15 protein-coding genes and 1 riboswitch are annotated in these 18,333 nt (G+C 57.4%); of the genes, 4 read left to right on the plus strand and 11 right to left on the minus strand.

Features of this window, described 5'->3' with window-relative positions; genetic code table 11:
- Positions 1-19 precede the first annotated feature (19 nt).
- From CCANI_RS10345 to CCANI_RS10360, 3 genes are all read right to left on the minus strand, one after another.
- Positions 20-2,611 carry a hypothetical protein gene (locus CCANI_RS10345; RefSeq protein WP_146323566.1) on the minus strand — a complete coding sequence of 864 codons (2,592 nt, stop codon included), beginning with the start codon at positions 2,609-2,611 and terminating at the stop codon, positions 20-22.
- 600 nt (positions 2,612-3,211) lie between these two features.
- Complete coding sequence (locus CCANI_RS10355; RefSeq protein WP_146323564.1) at positions 3,212-4,954, minus strand: IS1096 element passenger TnpR family protein; 1,743 nt, start codon at positions 4,952-4,954, stop codon at positions 3,212-3,214.
- Between the two features lie 279 nt (positions 4,955-5,233).
- A complete protein-coding gene (locus CCANI_RS10360) occupies positions 5,234-5,851 on the minus strand; it encodes a TetR/AcrR family transcriptional regulator (protein WP_146323563.1) in 618 nt (205 codons plus the stop codon).
- Between the two features lie 110 nt (positions 5,852-5,961).
- Between CCANI_RS10360 and CCANI_RS10365 the strand changes: the two genes are divergently transcribed.
- Genes CCANI_RS10365 through CCANI_RS10375 form a run of 3 tightly spaced genes read left to right on the plus strand, consistent with a single transcriptional unit; the run spans position 5,962 to position 8,386 of the window.
- The gene (locus CCANI_RS10365) at positions 5,962-6,483 is read left to right on the plus strand and encodes an ABC transporter permease (protein WP_186750074.1); all 522 of its coding nucleotides are present in this window, start codon (positions 5,962-5,964) and stop codon (positions 6,481-6,483) included.
- On the plus strand, positions 6,480-7,709 hold the full coding sequence (locus CCANI_RS10370; protein ID WP_186750072.1) for an ATP-binding cassette domain-containing protein: 1,230 nt from the start codon (positions 6,480-6,482) through the stop codon (positions 7,707-7,709). Before CCANI_RS10365 ends, CCANI_RS10370 begins: the two co-directional genes overlap by 4 nt.
- On the plus strand, positions 7,706-8,386 hold the full coding sequence (locus CCANI_RS10375) for an energy-coupling factor transporter transmembrane component T family protein (protein ID WP_146323561.1): 681 nt from the start codon (positions 7,706-7,708) through the stop codon (positions 8,384-8,386). The genes CCANI_RS10370 and CCANI_RS10375 overlap by 4 nt, the downstream gene beginning before the upstream one ends.
- A gap of 282 nt (positions 8,387-8,668) precedes the next feature.
- Here the strand turns inward: CCANI_RS10375 and CCANI_RS10380 are convergent, their stop codons facing one another.
- From CCANI_RS10380 to lepA, 4 genes are all read right to left on the minus strand, one after another.
- Positions 8,669-9,643 (minus strand): hypothetical protein, encoded by a 975-nt coding sequence (locus CCANI_RS10380; RefSeq protein ID WP_146323560.1) that lies wholly within the window; start codon positions 9,641-9,643, stop codon positions 8,669-8,671.
- A gap of 77 nt (positions 9,644-9,720) precedes the next feature.
- Positions 9,721-10,281: a hypothetical protein gene (locus tag CCANI_RS10385; protein ID WP_146323559.1), complete on the minus strand. Its 561-nt coding sequence runs from the start codon at positions 10,279-10,281 to the stop codon at positions 9,721-9,723.
- A gap of 33 nt (positions 10,282-10,314) precedes the next feature.
- Complete coding sequence (locus CCANI_RS10390) at positions 10,315-11,097, minus strand: hypothetical protein (protein ID WP_146323558.1); 783 nt, start codon at positions 11,095-11,097, stop codon at positions 10,315-10,317.
- Positions 11,098-11,659: 562 nt separating this feature from the next.
- On the minus strand, positions 11,660-13,507 hold the full coding sequence (gene lepA / locus CCANI_RS10395) for a translation elongation factor 4 (RefSeq protein ID WP_146323557.1): 1,848 nt from the start codon (positions 13,505-13,507) through the stop codon (positions 11,660-11,662).
- 156 nt (positions 13,508-13,663) lie between these two features.
- Between lepA and CCANI_RS10400 the strand changes: the two genes are divergently transcribed.
- Positions 13,664-14,284, plus strand: coding sequence for a type II toxin-antitoxin system PemK/MazF family toxin (locus tag CCANI_RS10400; protein ID WP_246118161.1), 621 nt, complete (start codon positions 13,664-13,666; stop codon positions 14,282-14,284).
- A gap of 1,045 nt (positions 14,285-15,329) precedes the next feature.
- On the opposite strand, the gene CCANI_RS10405 is transcribed toward CCANI_RS10400, so the two are convergent.
- The 4 genes from CCANI_RS10405 to CCANI_RS10420 are packed head-to-tail and all read right to left on the minus strand — an operon-like array spanning position 15,330 to position 17,928.
- Positions 15,330-16,127, minus strand: a complete 798-nt coding sequence (locus CCANI_RS10405) for an energy-coupling factor ABC transporter ATP-binding protein (RefSeq protein WP_146323556.1) — start codon at positions 16,125-16,127, stop codon at positions 15,330-15,332.
- 15 nt (positions 16,128-16,142) lie between these two features.
- Positions 16,143-16,880, minus strand: coding sequence for a cobalt ECF transporter T component CbiQ (gene cbiQ, locus CCANI_RS10410; protein WP_186750064.1), 738 nt, complete (start codon positions 16,878-16,880; stop codon positions 16,143-16,145).
- On the minus strand, positions 16,877-17,209 hold the full coding sequence (locus tag CCANI_RS10415) for an energy-coupling factor ABC transporter substrate-binding protein (RefSeq protein WP_146323554.1): 333 nt from the start codon (positions 17,207-17,209) through the stop codon (positions 16,877-16,879). The genes cbiQ and CCANI_RS10415 overlap by 4 nt, the downstream gene beginning before the upstream one ends.
- Positions 17,206-17,928 (minus strand): energy-coupling factor ABC transporter permease, encoded by a 723-nt coding sequence (locus CCANI_RS10420; protein ID WP_146323553.1) that lies wholly within the window; start codon positions 17,926-17,928, stop codon positions 17,206-17,208. Before CCANI_RS10420 ends, CCANI_RS10415 begins: the two co-directional genes overlap by 4 nt.
- Positions 17,929-17,974: 46 nt before the next feature.
- Positions 17,975-18,171: riboswitch (cobalamin riboswitch) on the minus strand.
- Between the last annotated feature and the right edge of the window lie 162 nt (positions 18,172-18,333).

An 18,333-nucleotide genomic window follows, 5' to 3' on the forward strand; every position in this document is an offset into this window, starting at 1 on the left:
AATGCGGAAGAATTATACGTTATGCCCAGCGCAGTTTCTCTGCTAGTTCCTTCTCTCCCCGCGCAATCAAACGTTCTATCGCATGAGTGCGCACCGCATCAGCCGGCAACCCCAGCGCCTTATTCACGGTTTCAAACGGCGACTCATTCGGCTGCTCTTCCAGACCCATAGCGTTCAATACAGCGCGCTTGCCACGCAGCTTCAAATCTTGATCAGCAGCCCGAACCACATCAAAGGTTTCCCCAAACACAAAGAACACACGATCGCCAAGCGTGCACCCGAGTTCGTCCAAAAACCTACGCACCGTTCCCAAAACACAATTCGAACGTCCCCACCTGATCGCTTGCGGGCCAAGTCTGCTGGGAATCTTCACTGGGCGGTTAAACGCCAAGCCATACAAGTTCACTACGGCCTGCTGCACCACAGTCCCAGAGCCACGCAGATGCTCTTGCGTGACCGTGACCAGCTGCATCCAGGCACCGTCGCGGTAGTACATCGCTTTGGATAGCTCTGGGGTTTGCTGGCACACCGGTTCGGTCGTGTTGATCCGCACCATTTTGTGTTCCCCGATGATAAATTCCGGTCCGCGAAGATACGTCACCACGGAACTCTTTGTCACACCAAACGCTGTGGCTTGTTCAATAAGCCAATCCATCGGGGCTTCGCCGCCGCGTTTAAGTATTCGCCGAGTAAGCAGATTCGCCAAGTTTGTCCACTCCTCGTACGACCAGCCGCGCAGCGCCCACGTATCAATAGCGCACCGATAGAATTTATCAGAATTACTTAAGGCGCTTACCACAGACGTTTGGGTGCGCCCCGGCATACGATCACAAAGCTGATTCGTCGTCATCGGTTGCCCGCATAACGTGAGTTCCACACCCGCCATTTGCGCTATTGATTGCTCGATTGACACCAATACGGGACCGCGCTCTTTATAGCGGAATTCTTCGAGTGTAAACGCGAGAAATTCATCCACAAAATGGGCTCTCGAACGACGCTCCAATTGCGCCAATAGCGTTGCTGTCTTAACAATTCCAAAAGAATCACCAAGCGTTTTTAAAAGATTGGCAAGCAATGGCTTGAATTCATCACAGACTAACCATCCGTTTTGCACTTCCCACCGTGTAGCTGCACGGCGTGAATTCGGCACACCCTGCCGCGAATATGCCCAACACAATACCTCAAACATCGTGCATTCCATGCGCGTGTCAAATGCCTCACCGAGCATAGGCATTGCGCGCAAAATAGTTTCCACCCGCGCGCACGGATAAAACCTGGTAATCATCGCACTGGCGAGCAATTCGCAAAACTCGCCATGTTTCCGCAGCCGCTCCCCGATGCGCACCTCCAATTGCCGCGCCCGATCGCGCGTTATCGCTAGGTCCGCGCCCACCGCCTCGACTGTTTTGCTTTTCGACGCCCTACCCGAGACGATGGCGGTAAAGCGAAACGGATCTTGCTCCACCACGCGTACCACCTCACTGACGGCACGATCGAATATCTGCCCGGCCGGGCTAGGGTTTTGTACCATCGCCTCCACAAACGCTTCTGGGAAACAATTACGCGAATGCACCACCGCCTTGTAGTCCGGCCAAGTTCCGTGCAAGTCTAACCATCCCGCAATCAAATCAACGCTAGGCAGCAATCGCGGATATTCACCTGGATGATGCCGCGCAAAACCGACATAGATCGCATACAAAACTAGGGTTCGAATAAACGCTTCAGCTCGGGATTTTCCAAGCCCCTGCCCGCCCAGCACATCATCCATGGTCGCGTACAAGGGTTTCGGAAAGTGCGCCAACCATCGCTGCACATAATGTACGTTTTTATCAAACCCATCGGGCAACGCGCTGGGGTTCAACACCGGCGAAATTTTATATAGGGGAAGCATCGAAAACTCGGCGATCCATTGACCTATTACCGCCTCAATGTCATTGTTCACGCCGCTAAACCACGGAAACAGCTCAGCGAAATCACCGCGGGTCAAAGGCGAGCCCCCGTCGCCTGGCGGCACCGTCTCCTGGACTGAAACTATCGATCCCCGATGTTGCAGGCCACGCAGTTCGTGTTCTTCAAATTGCAACGGCGCCACTTGCCCAAGGTCCGCCATGACATATGGCATGAGTTCCTGCAACGTATTGGCAATAGTCTCCGCCGCCCGCAATACCCCAGAAACAACCGCATATTCGTTCACGGTGCTGCTGTACACGCCGCCTGCGTCTAAGTAGTCTCCGACGTCATCCACGATGGCATCCCGCAAGCCTTCGTAACCGTATTCGCGCAAGGAAAAACCGAAGCGTTCCCGCGGCAATTGCACCCCAATACGATTGTATTCATCGCGGAGAATGTGGCACACCATATCAATATTATTTGCAACCAGAATGCGCCCTCGCAGCAGAATAGTCATATGCTGCGCGATATCCCGAAAAGTTGGCCTGAGGCTCGGCGCATCCGCGGGCGCTTCGTCTTCCATATATGCCACTGACATAGCCCAACGCCGTTCAATCTTGCCTTGCGAATCGAGCAGCACCACGCCAATCTCAAGTACCCGCTGATCCATGCCTGAGCCCAGGATCGAAAGCTCTAGCACTGCGTATGAAGGCTGGTTCATGCCCACTACAGTAGAACGCTCGATCGCCTGCTAGAACGATGTTTCGCATCGGGGGAACCGCTTTGGGGGTAAGCATGTAACCAGCGGAATAAGCGCTTCGCTCAAGGTTGTGCAAGTCCAAAACCGCACCTGCTGCCAATCACCCAGTTCACGAGGGAGTTTAGCAAATTTAGTACCTAAAATCCGCCGTAGACCTGCGAAAACATTGCCCACAACGAGCATTGCCCCCGCCCCGAGGCCGCGATAGCGCCCCGCAGCCAACCGCACATCCTTGCTCGCAGCGCCAACGCAACAGATACCTATAGTAAATGCCGCGCCGAATTTACGCCCCGGGCAATTCCTTAGATGCAATACTGCGAATTTCAGCAAGGCTTAAACAAGGTTTTCGCACAGGAACCCCGATATCATCGCATTCCAAACCAATCACGGTGTCGCATGTCTGTGCTAGTTTTTGCGCGAGCATCCCGTCCCCACAACCCACATCCAGCACTCTGCCGCGCGCTCGTCGAGCTATCCAGGGGTGGTACGCAATGTTATGGTTCCACGGATCGCGCCCCGCAGCTTTGCCTCGCCGTCCAGCCATAGAACAATTGTACGTTTCTACAGCTGGTATCCTGCCGGGTATTGCGGCTGCTGCGGATCCTGCATAGATTCCGCAAGCTGCCGCTCCTTTGCAAACCACTCGCGCGGCGTATTGGGGTGTTGTTGCAGGTAGCTGGCACCTTGACGGCGGATGTCGCGCAATTGCTGGTACCCGCTAGGCCCATCGCAACCTTCGGGTGGGCACGCATGTTTGGCTTTTAGCACCTTGATGGAGTGCGGCCCGAAATCGCTGCCGGTATTTACCACTTCCATTTCCCAGCCGGCCCGCGAGTCATAACCAAGGGCAACGCGAAACTTCGGTGCGAACACTTGGGCGAGTTGAACATCGGCCGGGGCAACGTAGTGGGAGTCGTGTACGCCCTCCGCGCTGGGCGCAATTGTGTACGAATGCTTGTCCTGCACATAGGTGATCCGCCACGCCTGTTCCGCGCCCCAACCAAACAGCTTCAGCAGATCGGGCACGCCCTCTTCCACGCTCAGGTGCGCCGGGATTCGAATCACGCGGCTCACCACGGGTTTCACGTCCTTGAGCACCATACGCAAGTGCAGGTGTTCCATGCGGCTTGTCGACGCCCGCGCCACTCGTTCGCCGGGGAAACGTACCCGCTGTGTGCGCGGGGCGTCGTCAAGCTCTTGGCGCCGCCGGAACGGACGTTCGGTAACCTCGGAAAAGTCGGGGAAGTCGCTGAGGCGTTCTTCAACAAAGGTGTGAAAATCGCCCTGAAGCTTGGTGCGCGGCACGACGGGGAACTCGTCTTTCAGCAAGCTTTCGCTATTGTCTTCGATGGCGATTTCGGTGAGTGGGCCGAGGAAAGCCAGCGGCAAATAGTTCCCCTGTTCGGCGGCCTTGAGCAATTCGAGGGCGCGATCCGTAAGGCAGATCCCGGCGGGGGCCTGGATCAGGAGGTCGGCGCGAAGCATGACGTCGATGGTTTTCTGGAGCTTCGGATAATGCTTGATGCGCGGCAGGCGCATGTGCTCGACCTGACCTTTGAACACTCCCGTTGTGCGCAGGTCATATTCGAGCAGCATTTTCAGCGCGGTCGGCGTCAATTGGCCGTCCGCACCGACGCGCAGGAACTTCACCTCCCGCTGCAAATACGCCGCCACCATCGGCGCACATTTGTTCACATCTTTGTCGGCGATCTCCTCGGCGAATCGCACCCACGCCGCCGGTTTGCCAGCGGCCCGCAACGCAAGGACCTGCTTCATATACTGATTGCAAAACGGCAGGAAAAATGGCTTCCATTCGACAGACTCTGCGAAATTAGCCAAGGGGCGGCAGAGCGAAGGATCGATGGACATGCCATCTGCGGCTCGGTTCGCGGCGTCGACAAGCGACGATGGCAGCGAGGGAATTACCTTGCCAGAAGCGGCCGCTACCATGGGAATCTCGAAAGTGGAGGGCGGCTCCCCGTGCGAAAGCCGCATGGAAAACCGCCAGTTCGTGAGGCCGATCAGCACCAATTCCAAGTTGCGGAACTTCATAAGATCATCGAACACCCATCCGGTGATATCGATATCGAGGGTGCCGTCGAAGTGATAGTCCGCAAAGCCCATCCACTGCGGTGAACCGTCGAGCTCGCCGCACAGCGTAATCGTGGGATCCGGCGTACCGTACAGGCCCGCAACAATCAATTCGAGCGCGTGTTCTATAGGCTGGGAGCCGTCAATAAACATGATCGCTCGCGGCGGGTTATAGATATTCTTTGCAGTCAACTTCACATTCACGGGGCGCATACAATCAGACTCTAAAGCGAATCCTCCCGACAACACATGGGTACCACCCACGATACCCCCAATGTTTGCGCTGGTTGCGTACGATATAAGCGGTCACGCTGGAGGTATCGGATTTTCGCCGCGACCAATTGTCGGCAATCGGTAATATGTTCTCCCCCCGCTTTGCTCAATAAGTGCTAAGGTCGCCGCTCCACAGCCGCGACCCCGCCGGACGTTCGCCGCGCAGACAAACAAAGGTTCGAACAATATTAGGGCCGGCGCCTGTGTGCGCGAGTTGTTTCAGCTTGCCACGAAGCGGCGCAACAAGCCGTCAATAAGGGCGGAAGTGGTGTAGACCATCGGATCACCGAGCTTGACGCCCAGCGCAATGCCCGCGGCGAGCGCCGGAAAACGGTCGGATTCAATCAGCTCGACCAATTCGGGGTGGTGCGACGGCGCCTGTTCAAGCACAAAGCTCCCGCCCACCACAACATACCGCGTAATCGTGGAAAGTATCACGCTCGAAACGCCTAGATCCCATCCGTATTTGTGTGCGAACGCCTCGTGGTGTGCGTTGAGCGCCACCAGCACCTGATCGGACACCGGGTTGCGCCGTAGCAGATATTCGGCAATTCCTGGGTACGCCCGAGTAAACTCGCACATATAGGCCGCATGTTCGTGTAGCGCCTCGCGGGGGTCATCGCTTTTCGGCGGCGGAAATTCGGCCCGTAAACAAATCCCATCTGCAACGATGCGCCGCAAGCCTTCGATGTTTTTCGCGTGCCGATACACCGACAATTCGCTCACGCCAAGTTGCTGCGCCACGCCTCGTACGGTCACCTTTAGCATCGTCAAGGCAATGCCGGCTTCGACAATACGTTCGCGGGTGAGCGGCGCGGGCCGAACCCTTCCGGGCATAAGTTCTCCTTCAAGTTAGAACATGCGTGCGAGCCGTGACCAGCCCCATAGACACACCTTAGCCCTGCCACTAAGGTTAGACTAACTAACCACGACCGACGGAGCACTGCATGTCAGCTACACCATTCCCTAAATTGCTCACCGCGCGTCCCCTCATGATTTGCGTCGTGCTAGGCGCGTTAGCGGTGGGCATCGTCGCCATCACCCGCGTAGTAACCATTGCCATCACAGCCTCCCTACCTTGGCTTTCCTTCCCAGCACCACTGCCCTGGTTCGTACCGGTTATCATGGCCACGCTCTTGGTTCGCCGCTCGGGCGCCGCGCTTATCACCGGCTTTATCGGCCTCGTGGGCGGCGGCGGAATGGTGTTTATTGCCGCCGTAATCGTCGAACTATTCGCACTTCCGTTCCGCTCCACATGGCGCTTAAACGTGTGGTGGGCGATGGCCGCAGGCGTAGCCGTTGGCATCATGTCATTCGGCTTTATGTTCATGTTCCCAGAGTTCACCAGCCTGCCCGCAAAACTGATAATCACGGCTTTGGTTGTCCGCATAGCCACCGGTGCCACGTACGGCGCGCTCGCCTTTTACCTAGCCCGCAAATTGCAGGAACTCAACATCGGCACCGCATGATTATCCGCGACTTCACCCTGACATACCGCGACGGCACCACGCTTTTCCATGGTCTAGACCTAAGCTTTGTACCCGGCAGCTACACGCTCATCTGCGGCCCGACGGGTTCCGGCAAATCCAGCCTTGCGTTCGCCCTCGCGGGCTGTAGTTCCGCCACCGTGACCGGCACGATTGATGGCGGACCAGCCGCCGTTGTATGGCAAGACCCCGCCGCTCAAATGTGCGGACGTTCGCTTCTCGACGAAGCTCGCCTCCCGCTTGATTACCGCAATATAGACGCCTCCACGGGTACCGCTCGCGCATTCGAATTGCTGCAAAAGGTGCGGTTGGATCACCTGCCGGCAGACCGCGATCCCATGCGGCTATCTGGCGGCGAACAGCAACGCCTCGCCTTCGCCGCTTCCCTCGCGCAAGATACCCCGGTTTTAGTCTTGGATGAGGCCACCTCCCAGCTCGACCGTTCCGCGCGAGCCACCTTCCTACAAACACTGACCTCCGCCACCGACAAGACCATTATCGCTATCGACCACAATGTCGATTGCCACTTGCCCTATCTCGATCGCATGATCATTCTCGGCCCCGAAGGCACGATCGAATGGGATGGTCCCGCCCCGCCGCCAAACCCGGGCGATTACGGCATCCGAATGCCGGGTTCGAGCTTCCCCACCGCCATTTCCAACACCGGGCATGCGCAAGCGGAGACCATCGACCTTGGGTTCGCCAAGTTACCGCTCGGCAGCATTATGGCAGTATTGGGCCCGAATGGCTCCGGCAAATCCACCCTGCTTCGCGAACTCACAAGAAATCGAAAGCTATTGCGAAAAGGTATCGCGTGGTTGCCACAACGCGGCGCCCATTACCTCTTGCGCGGCTCTGTCGCGGAGGAGCTCGACGGCGCTTTCCCAGCTGCCGACGTCGGCCTAGCCACCGAAACGACCACACATCCGCTCATGCTTTCGGGCGGCCAACGGCAGCGCCTCGCCTTGGCGCGTGCCCTCGGCGACCGCACTCGGCGTCTTGCCCTCCTCGACGAACCTTCGTATTCGCAAGACCTCACGGGCACCCGCCAAGTCATCGATATGATTGCCCGCGACGCCAGCCGCCGCGTCACCCTGATGGCCACTCACGACACCCTGCTTATCGACGCCCTGGCCACCCACCGTCTGCGCCTGCGTAACGGCGAAATCCAAGACATCGAAGAGGTGAAAGGCCCCAGCACCCCATGACCAATTCGAAAACCTTTCCGCATCCATTGGTGCTGGTACTCCTGCCTTTTCCAGCAATTTGGTCGATCCTGCTGGCCAAGGAACCCTACGTACCCTTGACCTTTATCGTCATCTGCTCGCTCTGTTCCCTACTCCTCGGGCTCCGCACAGCCGGCAAGATCCTGGGCGCCGCCGTGGTCACCTTTTGCTTTATTAGTGTGAGCTTTTGGCCGTGGTTAGGCTTGCACGCCGCTTCGATGCTCGCAGTGCGCATGGCGAGTTTATTGCTGATTTTCGTCGTGCCGCTCAGCGCCGTACGCTGGCCGGTCCTTACCGATACCCTGATCCAGCAATTTAAAATCCCCTACCCGCTCGTAGACGCCATTACCCTCGGCGGCCGCTTCCATGCCGTGATGCGGCGGGAATGCTCCAGCATGGCCACGCAATTACGGGTCGATGCTCGCGGCAGCCGCCTCAAGCAGCTGGCCATGAGCCGAAAACTGGTGATTCCCCTGCTTGTAGCGTCCTTCCGGCACGCCGACACGACCGCCCTGGCGCTGGAAAACCGCCAATTTGCGTCTTCGCCAACACGAACGACTCACCACGAGCAGCACGTGCAAATTTTCGACTGGTTGGCACTAGCTACGATCTGGGCGGCGATGATCGCAGTGCCATACGTGGCCGCAGCGGTTGTATAGCCGCGGCGTCGATAAGCGCGGGCATGGTTTTGCTGCATCACCTGCGGTTGCGGCGTTTTTATTGACCCCACGGAGCAGCCCAATTGAAGCATAGTAGAATGTTTTGCAAGGCAAGGGGTCATTGCAATTTGGCAAATGTCAGTGCCTTCCACATGCGTTCCGCGGTGGAGGGGAAAATAGGTGAGCCCCTAGACGGCTGCCATGTTGCAAGGTAATGGCGCACATGTGAGCGAATGCTCGCGGCGTCGTCACCGTGGATAATGACCCCTTGCCGATACTATATTAGCGCTCAACAAACGCGCTGACGAACACCAGTTCCGCTAGCCCGTGGGCCTCACCCCGCTCCCACAATTCGAGTGCACGTTCGGTGAGCTCAAGGCGCCCTTCCCGCAGCTCAAGGTAGCCAATATCCCACATGGCCTCAATGTCTGCGATAAAGCTATCGAATTCCTCCATGCATTCCGCAGCGCTGTTTGGCGCCGCGGTTGTGATAAAACGGTCCGCAAGTTGATCGAATTCAAGGATCGCCAACACGCTATCCGGGTCGATGCTGCCGTCCTCCAATACCGTCAACGGGCCGTGTTCTTGAACGAGGTACCGGGCGACCACGTACACGCTACACAGCGTCGTATGCGAAACAATATTCGGAACCTCGGCAAGTAATTCCGCCGGCAAATAGCCAAGCTGCAAGGCGAACACAAGTTTCATCCGCAGGTCGGCGTCCGCCGCCGTATCTGGTTCTTCCGGCAGGCTCGCCAAAAACTCCAGCGCCGGAATGAGCAACTCCGGGAAAAACTCCTCCTTAAGCTGCTCCAAATCTTCGGCGTCCTCCCACCGCAGCGCAGCGCTCACCACATCCGAATTTGTTTCCGGATCCCACAGGCCGGTGCGGGAAACCACCTGCGGCAGGCGATCCCACGGCTGCAAATCCACATCTAAGTTCAATGTCATCATGCAGCGCCAGCCATGTTCCTCCGAAAGCACCAGCTGAAGCTCGTCGTAGTTTAAGAGTTCATCAAAGTTGATCGCACAACTGTCCACATCGATCAACCCCTCTGGGTAGTCCGCGGCTGGGCCGATCCATTTCGTCTTGTCGCCGCGCGTACCCAGCACCAACACCGCCGAGCTTGGAATCGCCGATAACCCCGCCGCGATCAAATCAATGCAGTCACCCGCAGAATCCTCGCCGTCCACCAGCATCACCGCGCGTGGACACCCAGCACTTAATGCAAAAACCGTAACCTCAATTGGCATCATGAAAGCAAAGCTTAGCGAGCGCCCGAAACAACCACCCCACGCCATTCGCACAAATATTCGCCCGGCATGCTGGGCGTTTAATCTACCCGAACATACTGCCCAGTCCGGAACGGCTCAACCACGCCCGCAAAGCCAAACGAAGACACCGTCAATTCGTGCAGCACCCCATCGCAATCCCGCCACCAACAATTGCCCAGCACATCCCGAAACACGATATCCACCCAAAAAGTCGAACGCGGGCCCACATCTACCTCCCCGATCTCCAGCGTGTACCTGCCCGGCGAAACCACATACTCTGGGATCTGCCGCAGCACCGTCACGCCGTCCGCGCCCTTTAGCACCAAGCGGACCACCACATGATATATCGGCTGGTCAGCACGATTCTGTACCGTAATGCGGCGCTGGTCTGGCTGCTCCACCCAAGCCGAAACCATCTTGGCGAACACCTTCCGCAGCAGCGCTTTCCTAATCTCTTCCTCCGCGCGCCGATACGCCGAATCCGACCGAATCTGCACCACCACGGCCCCCAACGCGCCCGCCGAAATAACCGTCGAAACAATGCTCACAATTTCAACAACACCCACAACCCCCAGCATAACTACGCAGCCGCTTATCGACGCCGCGCCAAATACCGCCACCAGAATTTCACCCCGCAAACCCCTCCCGCCGCGTTAACCATCGAGTATTTTGCCCTTGCAGATTTCTACGAATTCCTGCGGATTATCTACAGCACAATAAACGTGATCCACTGGTTCGGCGTTATCCTTTGCAATGCCAGAAACAGGTTCACGCAATACAATTTCAATATTGGTATCGCTGCCATGCTTAATCACGGCTCGGCCGGCCTCAATGGACAAAAACTTGTTCCCCCACGTTTTATGAGCGGCACGGACCTGCTTGACATGCTGCAACCCAATAACCAATTCGGCGAGCAATCCCACCCTTAAGACGAGTTCACGATCATCGATATAGTGGGGGTTGATGCGAAACGATTTAAAGAACAGAAAAAGCCAAATAGCCCCGTAAATCGAAACAACCACGATGATAGTGCGGACGGTTTGCCAGGGCACAATGAGATCGATAACCACGATCTCAACGATCGACACCAAGATAAGCACGATAAAAATCGCCCGTTGTTCGGTGCCATATTTAAAGGTCACCGCGTCTGCCGGTGCATTTATTTTGCGTCGCAGCCAAAACCCCAACAGCTTCCACATATCCAGCTCATGTTTGGCCAGCTTCATTACTGGGCCAGGAACTACCTCTGCGGCAAACCGCAACAACGATTCCGAAAAGCTCAAACCTTCGCTTCGCGCTTGACGATACCTGCGAATCCCTTCGCCAGCAAAGAAAATGAAAATCAACGCGAGTAAAAACTCTAGCCCAACAGTGATCAACACTGCCTGCCGTGGCTCAATAAAATGAAAGTACGCAAGGCATACGTTTACGATCACTACCAATAGAGTAGTAAACCTTAGTATTTTCCGGAGTGTATTCATTTCATTCAGCCAATTGTCGTTATGCAATGTTCAGTTCCGTGCCAGAATGTACCCCAACAATATCCCAACCTCGGCCGCCCGCAACCATCGGGTGTAACCGCCCACAAGCCTTCCCCACGTTTGCCCAAGCACGGTGTGAATGCGCAGCTTGTCCGCGATGTGGCGCGCCGCCACACATAATGGAGCTTTTGCTAACGGTTTCATCGTCGCCGGGCGCAACGGCGTCAGCCAGGCCGCCCGGTCAGCGGCGTGCAGATGTGCCTGAGGCAGATCCTGCGTGGCCGCGTTTCCCCAGGAAAATCCGGCCCGAAAACAAGGCAGATCCCGCGCAGCGAGGCAGATCGTACATGGGCGTTCGGTGCGGAGTCCGGCGGTGCGGCGGTGCACAACCGATGCCGTTTCCAGGGTTTTCCAGGCGGCCGTTACCCACGGCGCGCACCAACCACTCGGCCCGGGGCAGATTTTAGGGGCGTTCTTGGTCACTCAAACCAAGGACCGTGAAGAAACCCCCAGCAGGTTATCCCTCATCCGTACTCAGCGCGGCCACGAATGCCTCCTGGGGCACCGAAACCGAACCAATGTTCTTCATGCGCTTTTTGCCTTCCTTCTGCTTTTCCAGCAATTTGCGCTTGCGTGAAATATCGCCGCCGTAGCATTTGGCCAGAACATCTTTGCGCAATGCGCGGATGTTTTCGCGGGCGATCACCTTTGACCCAATTGCGGCCTGTACGGGCACCTCGAATTGCTGCCTAGGGATAAGTTCCTTGAGCTTGACGGTCATTTTATTGCCGTACCATTGGGCGTTGTCCCTGTGCACGATGGCGCTAAAGGCGTCCACAGGCTCCCCTTGCAGGAGGATGTCCACCTTCACCAGGTTGGCCTGCTGTTCGCCCGCCTCCTCGTAGTTCAGGGAAGCGTAGCCCTTGGTGCGGGATTTCAACATATCAAAAAAGTCGAAAATGATTTCGCCCAAGGGCATGGTGTAGCGGAGTTCCACACGATCCTCGGAAAGGTAATCCATGCCACCCATCTGGCCGCGCTTGGACTGACACAGCTCCATCGTCGTACCCACGAATTCGGCGGGCACGATAATGGTGGCCTTGACGATCGGCTCCCACACTTCCTTGAGTTTCCCGCCGGGCCAGTCCGAGGGGTTATGCACCATAAGCTCGGTTCCATCCTCGGCAACCACGCGGTAGTTCACCGAAGGCGCCGTGGAAATAAGGTCCAAATCGAACTCGCGTTGCAGGCGATCCCGGGTGATCTCCATGTGCAGCAACCCCAAGAATCCACACCGGAAGCCAAAGCCAAGGGCGACGGAGGTTTCGGGTTCGAAGGTGAGCGCGGCGTCGTTAAGCTGGAGTTTTTCCAGCGCATCGCGGAGGTCCGGATAGTCCGCCTGGGAAATCGGAAACAGCCCGGAATACACCATCGGCTTCGGCTCCTCGTAACCCTTTAGCGGCACTTCCGCACCTTTGTTCGCCCAAGTCACGGTGTCACCGACCTTGGACTGGCGGACGTCCTTCACGCCGGTAATCAGGTAGCCCACCTCGCCGGGCCCCAAACCTTGGCACTTCTTCGGCGTGGGGCTCACGATGCCGATCTCCAGCAACTCGTGCGTGGCGCCGGTAGACATCATGCGGATCTTCTGCCGCGGTTCCAGGCGGCCGTCCACCATGCGAATATAGGTGACCACGCCGCGATAGGTGTCATAGACAGAATCGAAAATCATTGCGCGTGCGGGCGCATCCGGGGCGGCATCGGTGGAAGGGGCAGGCACGAGCTCACACACACGGTCGAGAAGCTCAGGCACACCCGCGCCGGTCTTGCCTGAAACACGCAACACATCCTCTGGCTCACAACCGATAATGTGAGCGATTTCCAAAGAGTACTTTTCCGGGTCCGCTGCGGGCAGGTCAATCTTGTTCAACACAGGGATGATTTCAAGATCGTTTTCCATGGCCAAGTACAGGTTCGCTAAGGTCTGCGCCTCGATGCCTTGCGCGGCGTCGACAAGCAAAATGGCACCTTCACAGGCCTCGAGCGCGCGCGATACCTCGTACGTAAAATCCACGTGCCCGGGGGTATCAATCAAATGCATAACGATCTGTTCGCCCGCATGCTTTCCACTCCGCGGCACCCACGGCAGACGCACATTTTGAGCCTTGATGGTAATGCCACGCTCCCGCTCAATATCCATATTGTCTAGGTATTGATCGCGCATATCGCGCTCCTCCACAACCCCGGTGAGCTGCAGAATTCGGTCTGCAAGCGTAGATTTGCCGTGGTCAATATGCGCGATGATGCAGAAGTTCCGGATCTGCGCCGGGCTAGTAAACGTCGCTTCCGCAAAATTGCTGGCCATAGTATTGAGCGTCCCTTTCCTGATATAACCCACCCAACATTACCCGAGGCGCGGCAGAAGTTTAAGCTGCCCACATTCGCACAGTTGGACACTGCTCACCTGCGTGTTTGTGCAAATGTGACACACCGCCAACCCCCCGTACTACGCTAGACATTCATGGGACGCAAAAACTCCCGCCGATTCACCCGGCTACTTACGTTGGCTCGACGCACCACTAGGCGCCTCGTGGGGCTTCGCATACTTGATCGAATGCTGCGTAAGGCTTCAAACAAAGACGCGTCCCTGCACGACCGTGCCCTCGACCGCGGACTCGCACACCTAGGCGACCGTTTGGGTCTCGACGCCCCGCCCAACGACGAACCACGCCGGCGCGCCATCGCAGTAGTCAACGCCAAACCCACACATGCACTGGCGCGGAGCCTCTACTACGCCCCCGACATGGACGGGCAAGCAGACCCCGGCGAAGTGGTGTGGATCATGGTAAACACCAACGGGCCAGACAAACCGCCGATGGAACGCGCCATCGTGGTGGTGGGGCGCGCCGCCCACAATATCCTAGGCCTGCTGATCTCCCCCGACGACGCCCACAAAGAAGAACACAACTGGCTAGACATTGGCGCCGGTGCCTGGGACGAAGCTAGCCGCCAATGTTGGGTGCGTTTGGACAAAGTGTTGGAAGTGCCCGAACTGCATATCCGCCGCCAAGGTGCCATCATCCCCCGCCAACGCTTCGAACGCATTGCCAACCGCCTGCGCAAAGAATACGGCTGGGGCTAGACCCGCTTTTCGTGGTGCGTGTGGGGGTTGTCTGGCCTTTCCTGGTGCGTGTGTGGGTTGTCTGGCTTTTCTTGGTGCGTGTGTGAGTTGGGCGTTTGATTTTTCGCCGTGGCTTTCAAACCGATACGTCGTAGCAGCCATTCTGCGGCCTTGAAACTCGCTACCCTTGTTGGACCATGGCCGAATTCCGTTTCGTGCGCCATTCTGATATGGTCGGTTGCACACAAGCTATTGTCAAGCGCGGAGTTGAACGGTGTCTACCGATATTTTTTACATCGAAATCCCGGAATCTGTGTAAAAAGTATCGCGGCTGGGCCTCAGGACGGCCCCAGATGATGAAAATTACACAGAATCCGGCGTTCGTGTGTAAAAAACTTCATCTGCCGCGCGCAACCCATCCCAACTGGCCACCAAACACTCAAAAACCGCCCTAGCTTCGGCACCTAAATGGCCATCCCACCGCACTTCCACGAACACCCCACAGTAATTCACCACAAATCACGGCGATGCGCAGGCACTTTCCCAAAGCCAGCACCACAAACGGAGGCACGCTAAGGAAAATATGATATATCCGTAACCGTCGAAGGATTCTCCCCGACCTGGCGATCAGCCATGGCAACATTCTGGTAAACCGACACCCGTCAACGCTCAAATCCGGAGCTCCACCCGTAACCTAGGCAGTAGCTTATACACATATATATTTTGGACTCTCGATACAACCCGTCGCAGCAGCCATTCTACGGCCTTGAAACTCGCTACCCTTGTTGGACCATGGCCGAATTCCGTTTCGTGCGCCATTCTAATACGGTCGGTTGTACACAAGCCATTGCCAAGCGCAGAGTTAAACGGTGTCTACCGATATTTTTTACATCAAAATCCCGAAATCTGTGTAAAAAGTATCGCAACAGCGGCCCTGGGCGGCCCCAGATGATGAAAATTACACAGAATCCGGCTTTCGTGTGTAAAAAACTTCATCTGCCGCGCGCAACCTATCCCAACTGGCCGCCAAACGCACCTCCGCCGATAGGCCGCGCGCAATGTTGGGCTAGTGCCCGCGGGTAACGAGGTCCTCAGGCGTGCGAACCGGTTCACCGAGGGCGGCGGAAACAAAAGGGGCCCAAGGCAATTCGAGGCGAGCCGCCTTGAGGAGTTGCTGATTGCACATGATTTCATCGACGGGACCACTGATCAGGCGTTTTTCGTGGATTACAACAGCCGTCTTGGCGAACGCATATGCGAGATTCACGTCGTGCGTAGACAGGATTACCGCCGCGTCGATTCGCTCAAGCGTTTGAAGCAATTGGGCGCAGCCAGCGGGATCCAGGCCAGCAGTGGGCTCGTCCAGCATGAGCACTTCGGGTTGCATGGCCAAGGCGCCGGCGAGTGCGACGCGTTTGCGCTGGCCATAAGAAAGTTGCTGGGGAACGCGGTCGGTAAGATCCGCAACCTCGGCGGCAACCAAAGCGGATTCGACACGCTGTGCGATTGCCTTCGAATCCAAACCTTGATTCATCGGACCGAAGGAAACATCGTCGCGCACAGACAAAGCGAAAATCTGATCGTCGGGTTCCTGAAGCACCAATTGCACCACAGACCGAGCGTAGTTGCGGCTCTTTTTCTTCCGATCCAACACCTGGCCCTTGACGCGCACCACCCCAGCGGTGGGCGACCAAGCGCCACAGAGCAGGCGAAACAGGGTGGATTTCCCGGATCCGTTCGGTCCAAGCAAGGCGATTCGGTCGCCAGGCAAAATGCTTAGGCTTACGCCTTCAAAGATGTTTGGGTTGCCCTCGTGGGCAAATGTGGCGTCGCTAATTTGTACGAGCGCGGTAGGGGGATTCATGGGTGCCAACAAGCCTCACATCGGGACAAACAAACTTACTAACGTCACAGCCACCAAGAGCGCCACGTAACCAGCCAAATAGCCCCAGCGCGTGGCGGCACCTTGGGAGCTGCCCACGAGATGCATGGTCGCGAGTTCGCCGCGCAATGAGACCCCTTCGCCGAGGCGCCGCGCGCGGGTAAAGGCCACCACAAAGAGCGCTGCGATCAGCCCCGCGACGGATCGAATCCACCTTCGCATGTTTGTGTGACCCAATCGTGCGGCTTGCGCCTCCCACATGGTCCGCGCCGTGGCGATCAGCGTGGCGATCATCCGGTATGTCAACGCCATCACATGCACGATCGAACTCGGGATCCCGATCCGCCCGCACCAACCAAGCAATTGCGCCATCGGCGTGGTGCAAGCGAATAACATCGTGGAGCTCATCGCCACAATGGAGCGCCCAAGGACGGTGGCGGCCTGCGCCACCCCGCCATCGATAAGCACGATCCCCTCGGTGGTAATCGCAAAAATGAGCGGGCCAAGACCAAGCGCGATAAAAGCGGCGGGGGCGGCGACAAGTCCGGCGTAAAGACGCCAAGGAACACGCGCGAGATATGCGCACACAAGTACGACTGCGGCGAAGAGCGGCAGCGCGGGCAACGGCGGCAAGGCGATGACGCAAAAGGTCATGCCAAGGAGCAGAGTCGCTTTCTCGCCGACGCTCACCCCTGCCCAACGGCTGCGCGCGGCGGCGAGTTCCAGTGCGTTCACGCCGTGGTAGCGCCCGCCGAATCTTCGGCTTCGTGTTCTATTACGGCCTTGGAGCGGCCGCGGTAGTTGCCCAAGGCGTAGCCCAAAACGCCCGCGCCGAGTGCCGCTTGCAAGGCGAATAGGCCGGATTCGACCTCGCCCGGCAGTTCGCCGACGAGCGGTTCAAACCACGGCGTGTAGTCGGGATTTTGCTCCGCGACGATGCCTTCTGCGGCAGCATCCGTGCCTCCGAACTGTTCTTCGGATGTGGGGTCGCCGAAGTGGAAGAACATGGGAAACGCCGCGATAATGATTGCCAGGCCGATCAGACCCCAAGTTGCAGGTTTCATTGCACTGCACCCTCCTTTACGGTGCTTGTCGACGCCGCAGAACGCGCCGTCGATACGTCCTTCGCCGAGGTGAGCACGCCGAGCAAACGCAGCTCCTTGGTCGCGATAACGCTTAAGCTACGGAACACCAGTACGGTAACGATGCCCTCCACGATTGCCAGCGGAACTTGAGTCGGCGCATACAGCGCCATAAAGGTCGTGGCTGCGGTACCAAAGCCGGCCGCATGGTGCGCGGCGGCAAGCTGCAGCGCCGTGACCACATAGGTGGAGAGGTCCGCGAAAAACGCGGCGAGGAAGATGGCGACGCTCGCCGATAGACCAGCCTTTCGAGACACCCTCCAGATGGCGTAACCCACCCAAGGCCCCACGATGGCCATCGAAAAGATATTCGCACCTAACGTGGTGATGCCGCCGTGAGCGAGCAACAACGCCTGGAACAAAAGTACGATACTGCCGAGCAGCGCCATGACAGGCGGCTTAAACAACACCGCCCCGAGGCCAGTGCCCGTCGGGTGCGAGGACGAACCGGTCACCGACGGAATCTTCAACGCACTCAACACAAAAGTAAAAGCCCCGGCAGCCCCCAACAATAACCCCGTTTCCGGCTGCTCCTTGATCTGTTTTTTCGCCGCCATGGCGCCGTGAACCACAAACGGCGCCGCAGCAACTCCCCACGCAATAGCATGAGACGCGGGAAGGAAACCTTCCGCAATATGCATGATGTCACTCTTTCTATCACTGGGCCCGAACACCTCGCAGGCCACATTATTGTGTACGGTTGCAGCCGGTCTCCTGGCTTCGTTCTGTTCCCGCCGCGCGCCCCTTCAGCCTTCCCACGCCCGCTGGCGCAGTGACCTTGACCCAACACCGAGCCTAGACACGAAGCAACAAAACATACAGTGGCGAGGGCCGCTGCCGGAATCCCACCGGCATTCCCGAACACTGCAACATCAACAACGTATCATTTTGAAACAAGCATCGAAACGAAAACGCTTGGAACGTTAACTGCTTGTGACGCAGCAACAACGCTTTGCCCTCCCCCGGTTCCCCCTGCTACACTCCCAATGTTCTTCGCTTGATAGGAGCGTGTGTTCGCGGGCGGTCAGGACCTTGGGTCCGCCCAA

This window comes from Corynebacterium canis, from assembly GCF_030408595.1.
Taxonomy (GTDB): domain Bacteria; phylum Actinomycetota; class Actinomycetes; order Mycobacteriales; family Mycobacteriaceae; genus Corynebacterium; species Corynebacterium canis.

Bases quoted from the DNA above. Each gene is read 5' to 3' on its own strand.
- CCANI_RS10345 (WP_146323566.1), bottom strand. From the start codon at position 2,611: ATGAACCAGCCTTCATACGCAGTGCTAGAGCTTTCGATCCTGGGCTCA.
- CCANI_RS10355 (WP_146323564.1), bottom strand. From the start codon at position 4,954: ATGCGCCCCGTGAATGTGAAGTTGACTGCAAAGAATATCTATAACCCG.
- CCANI_RS10360 (WP_146323563.1), bottom strand. From the start codon at position 5,851: ATGCCCGGAAGGGTTCGGCCCGCGCCGCTCACCCGCGAACGTATTGTC.
- CCANI_RS10365 (WP_186750074.1), top strand. From the start codon at position 5,962: ATGTCAGCTACACCATTCCCTAAATTGCTCACCGCGCGTCCCCTCATG.
- CCANI_RS10370 (WP_186750072.1), top strand. From the start codon at position 6,480: ATGATTATCCGCGACTTCACCCTGACATACCGCGACGGCACCACGCTT.
- CCANI_RS10375 (WP_146323561.1), top strand. From the start codon at position 7,706: ATGACCAATTCGAAAACCTTTCCGCATCCATTGGTGCTGGTACTCCTG.
- CCANI_RS10380 (WP_146323560.1), bottom strand. From the start codon at position 9,643: ATGATGCCAATTGAGGTTACGGTTTTTGCATTAAGTGCTGGGTGTCCA.
- lepA (WP_146323557.1), bottom strand. From the start codon at position 13,507: ATGGCCAGCAATTTTGCGGAAGCGACGTTTACTAGCCCGGCGCAGATC.
- CCANI_RS10400 (WP_246118161.1), top strand. From the start codon at position 13,664: ATGGGACGCAAAAACTCCCGCCGATTCACCCGGCTACTTACGTTGGCT.
- CCANI_RS10405 (WP_146323556.1), bottom strand. From the start codon at position 16,127: ATGAATCCCCCTACCGCGCTCGTACAAATTAGCGACGCCACATTTGCC.
- CCANI_RS10415 (WP_146323554.1), bottom strand. From the start codon at position 17,209: ATGAAACCTGCAACTTGGGGTCTGATCGGCCTGGCAATCATTATCGCG.
- CCANI_RS10420 (WP_146323553.1), bottom strand. From the start codon at position 17,928: ATGCATATTGCGGAAGGTTTCCTTCCCGCGTCTCATGCTATTGCGTGG.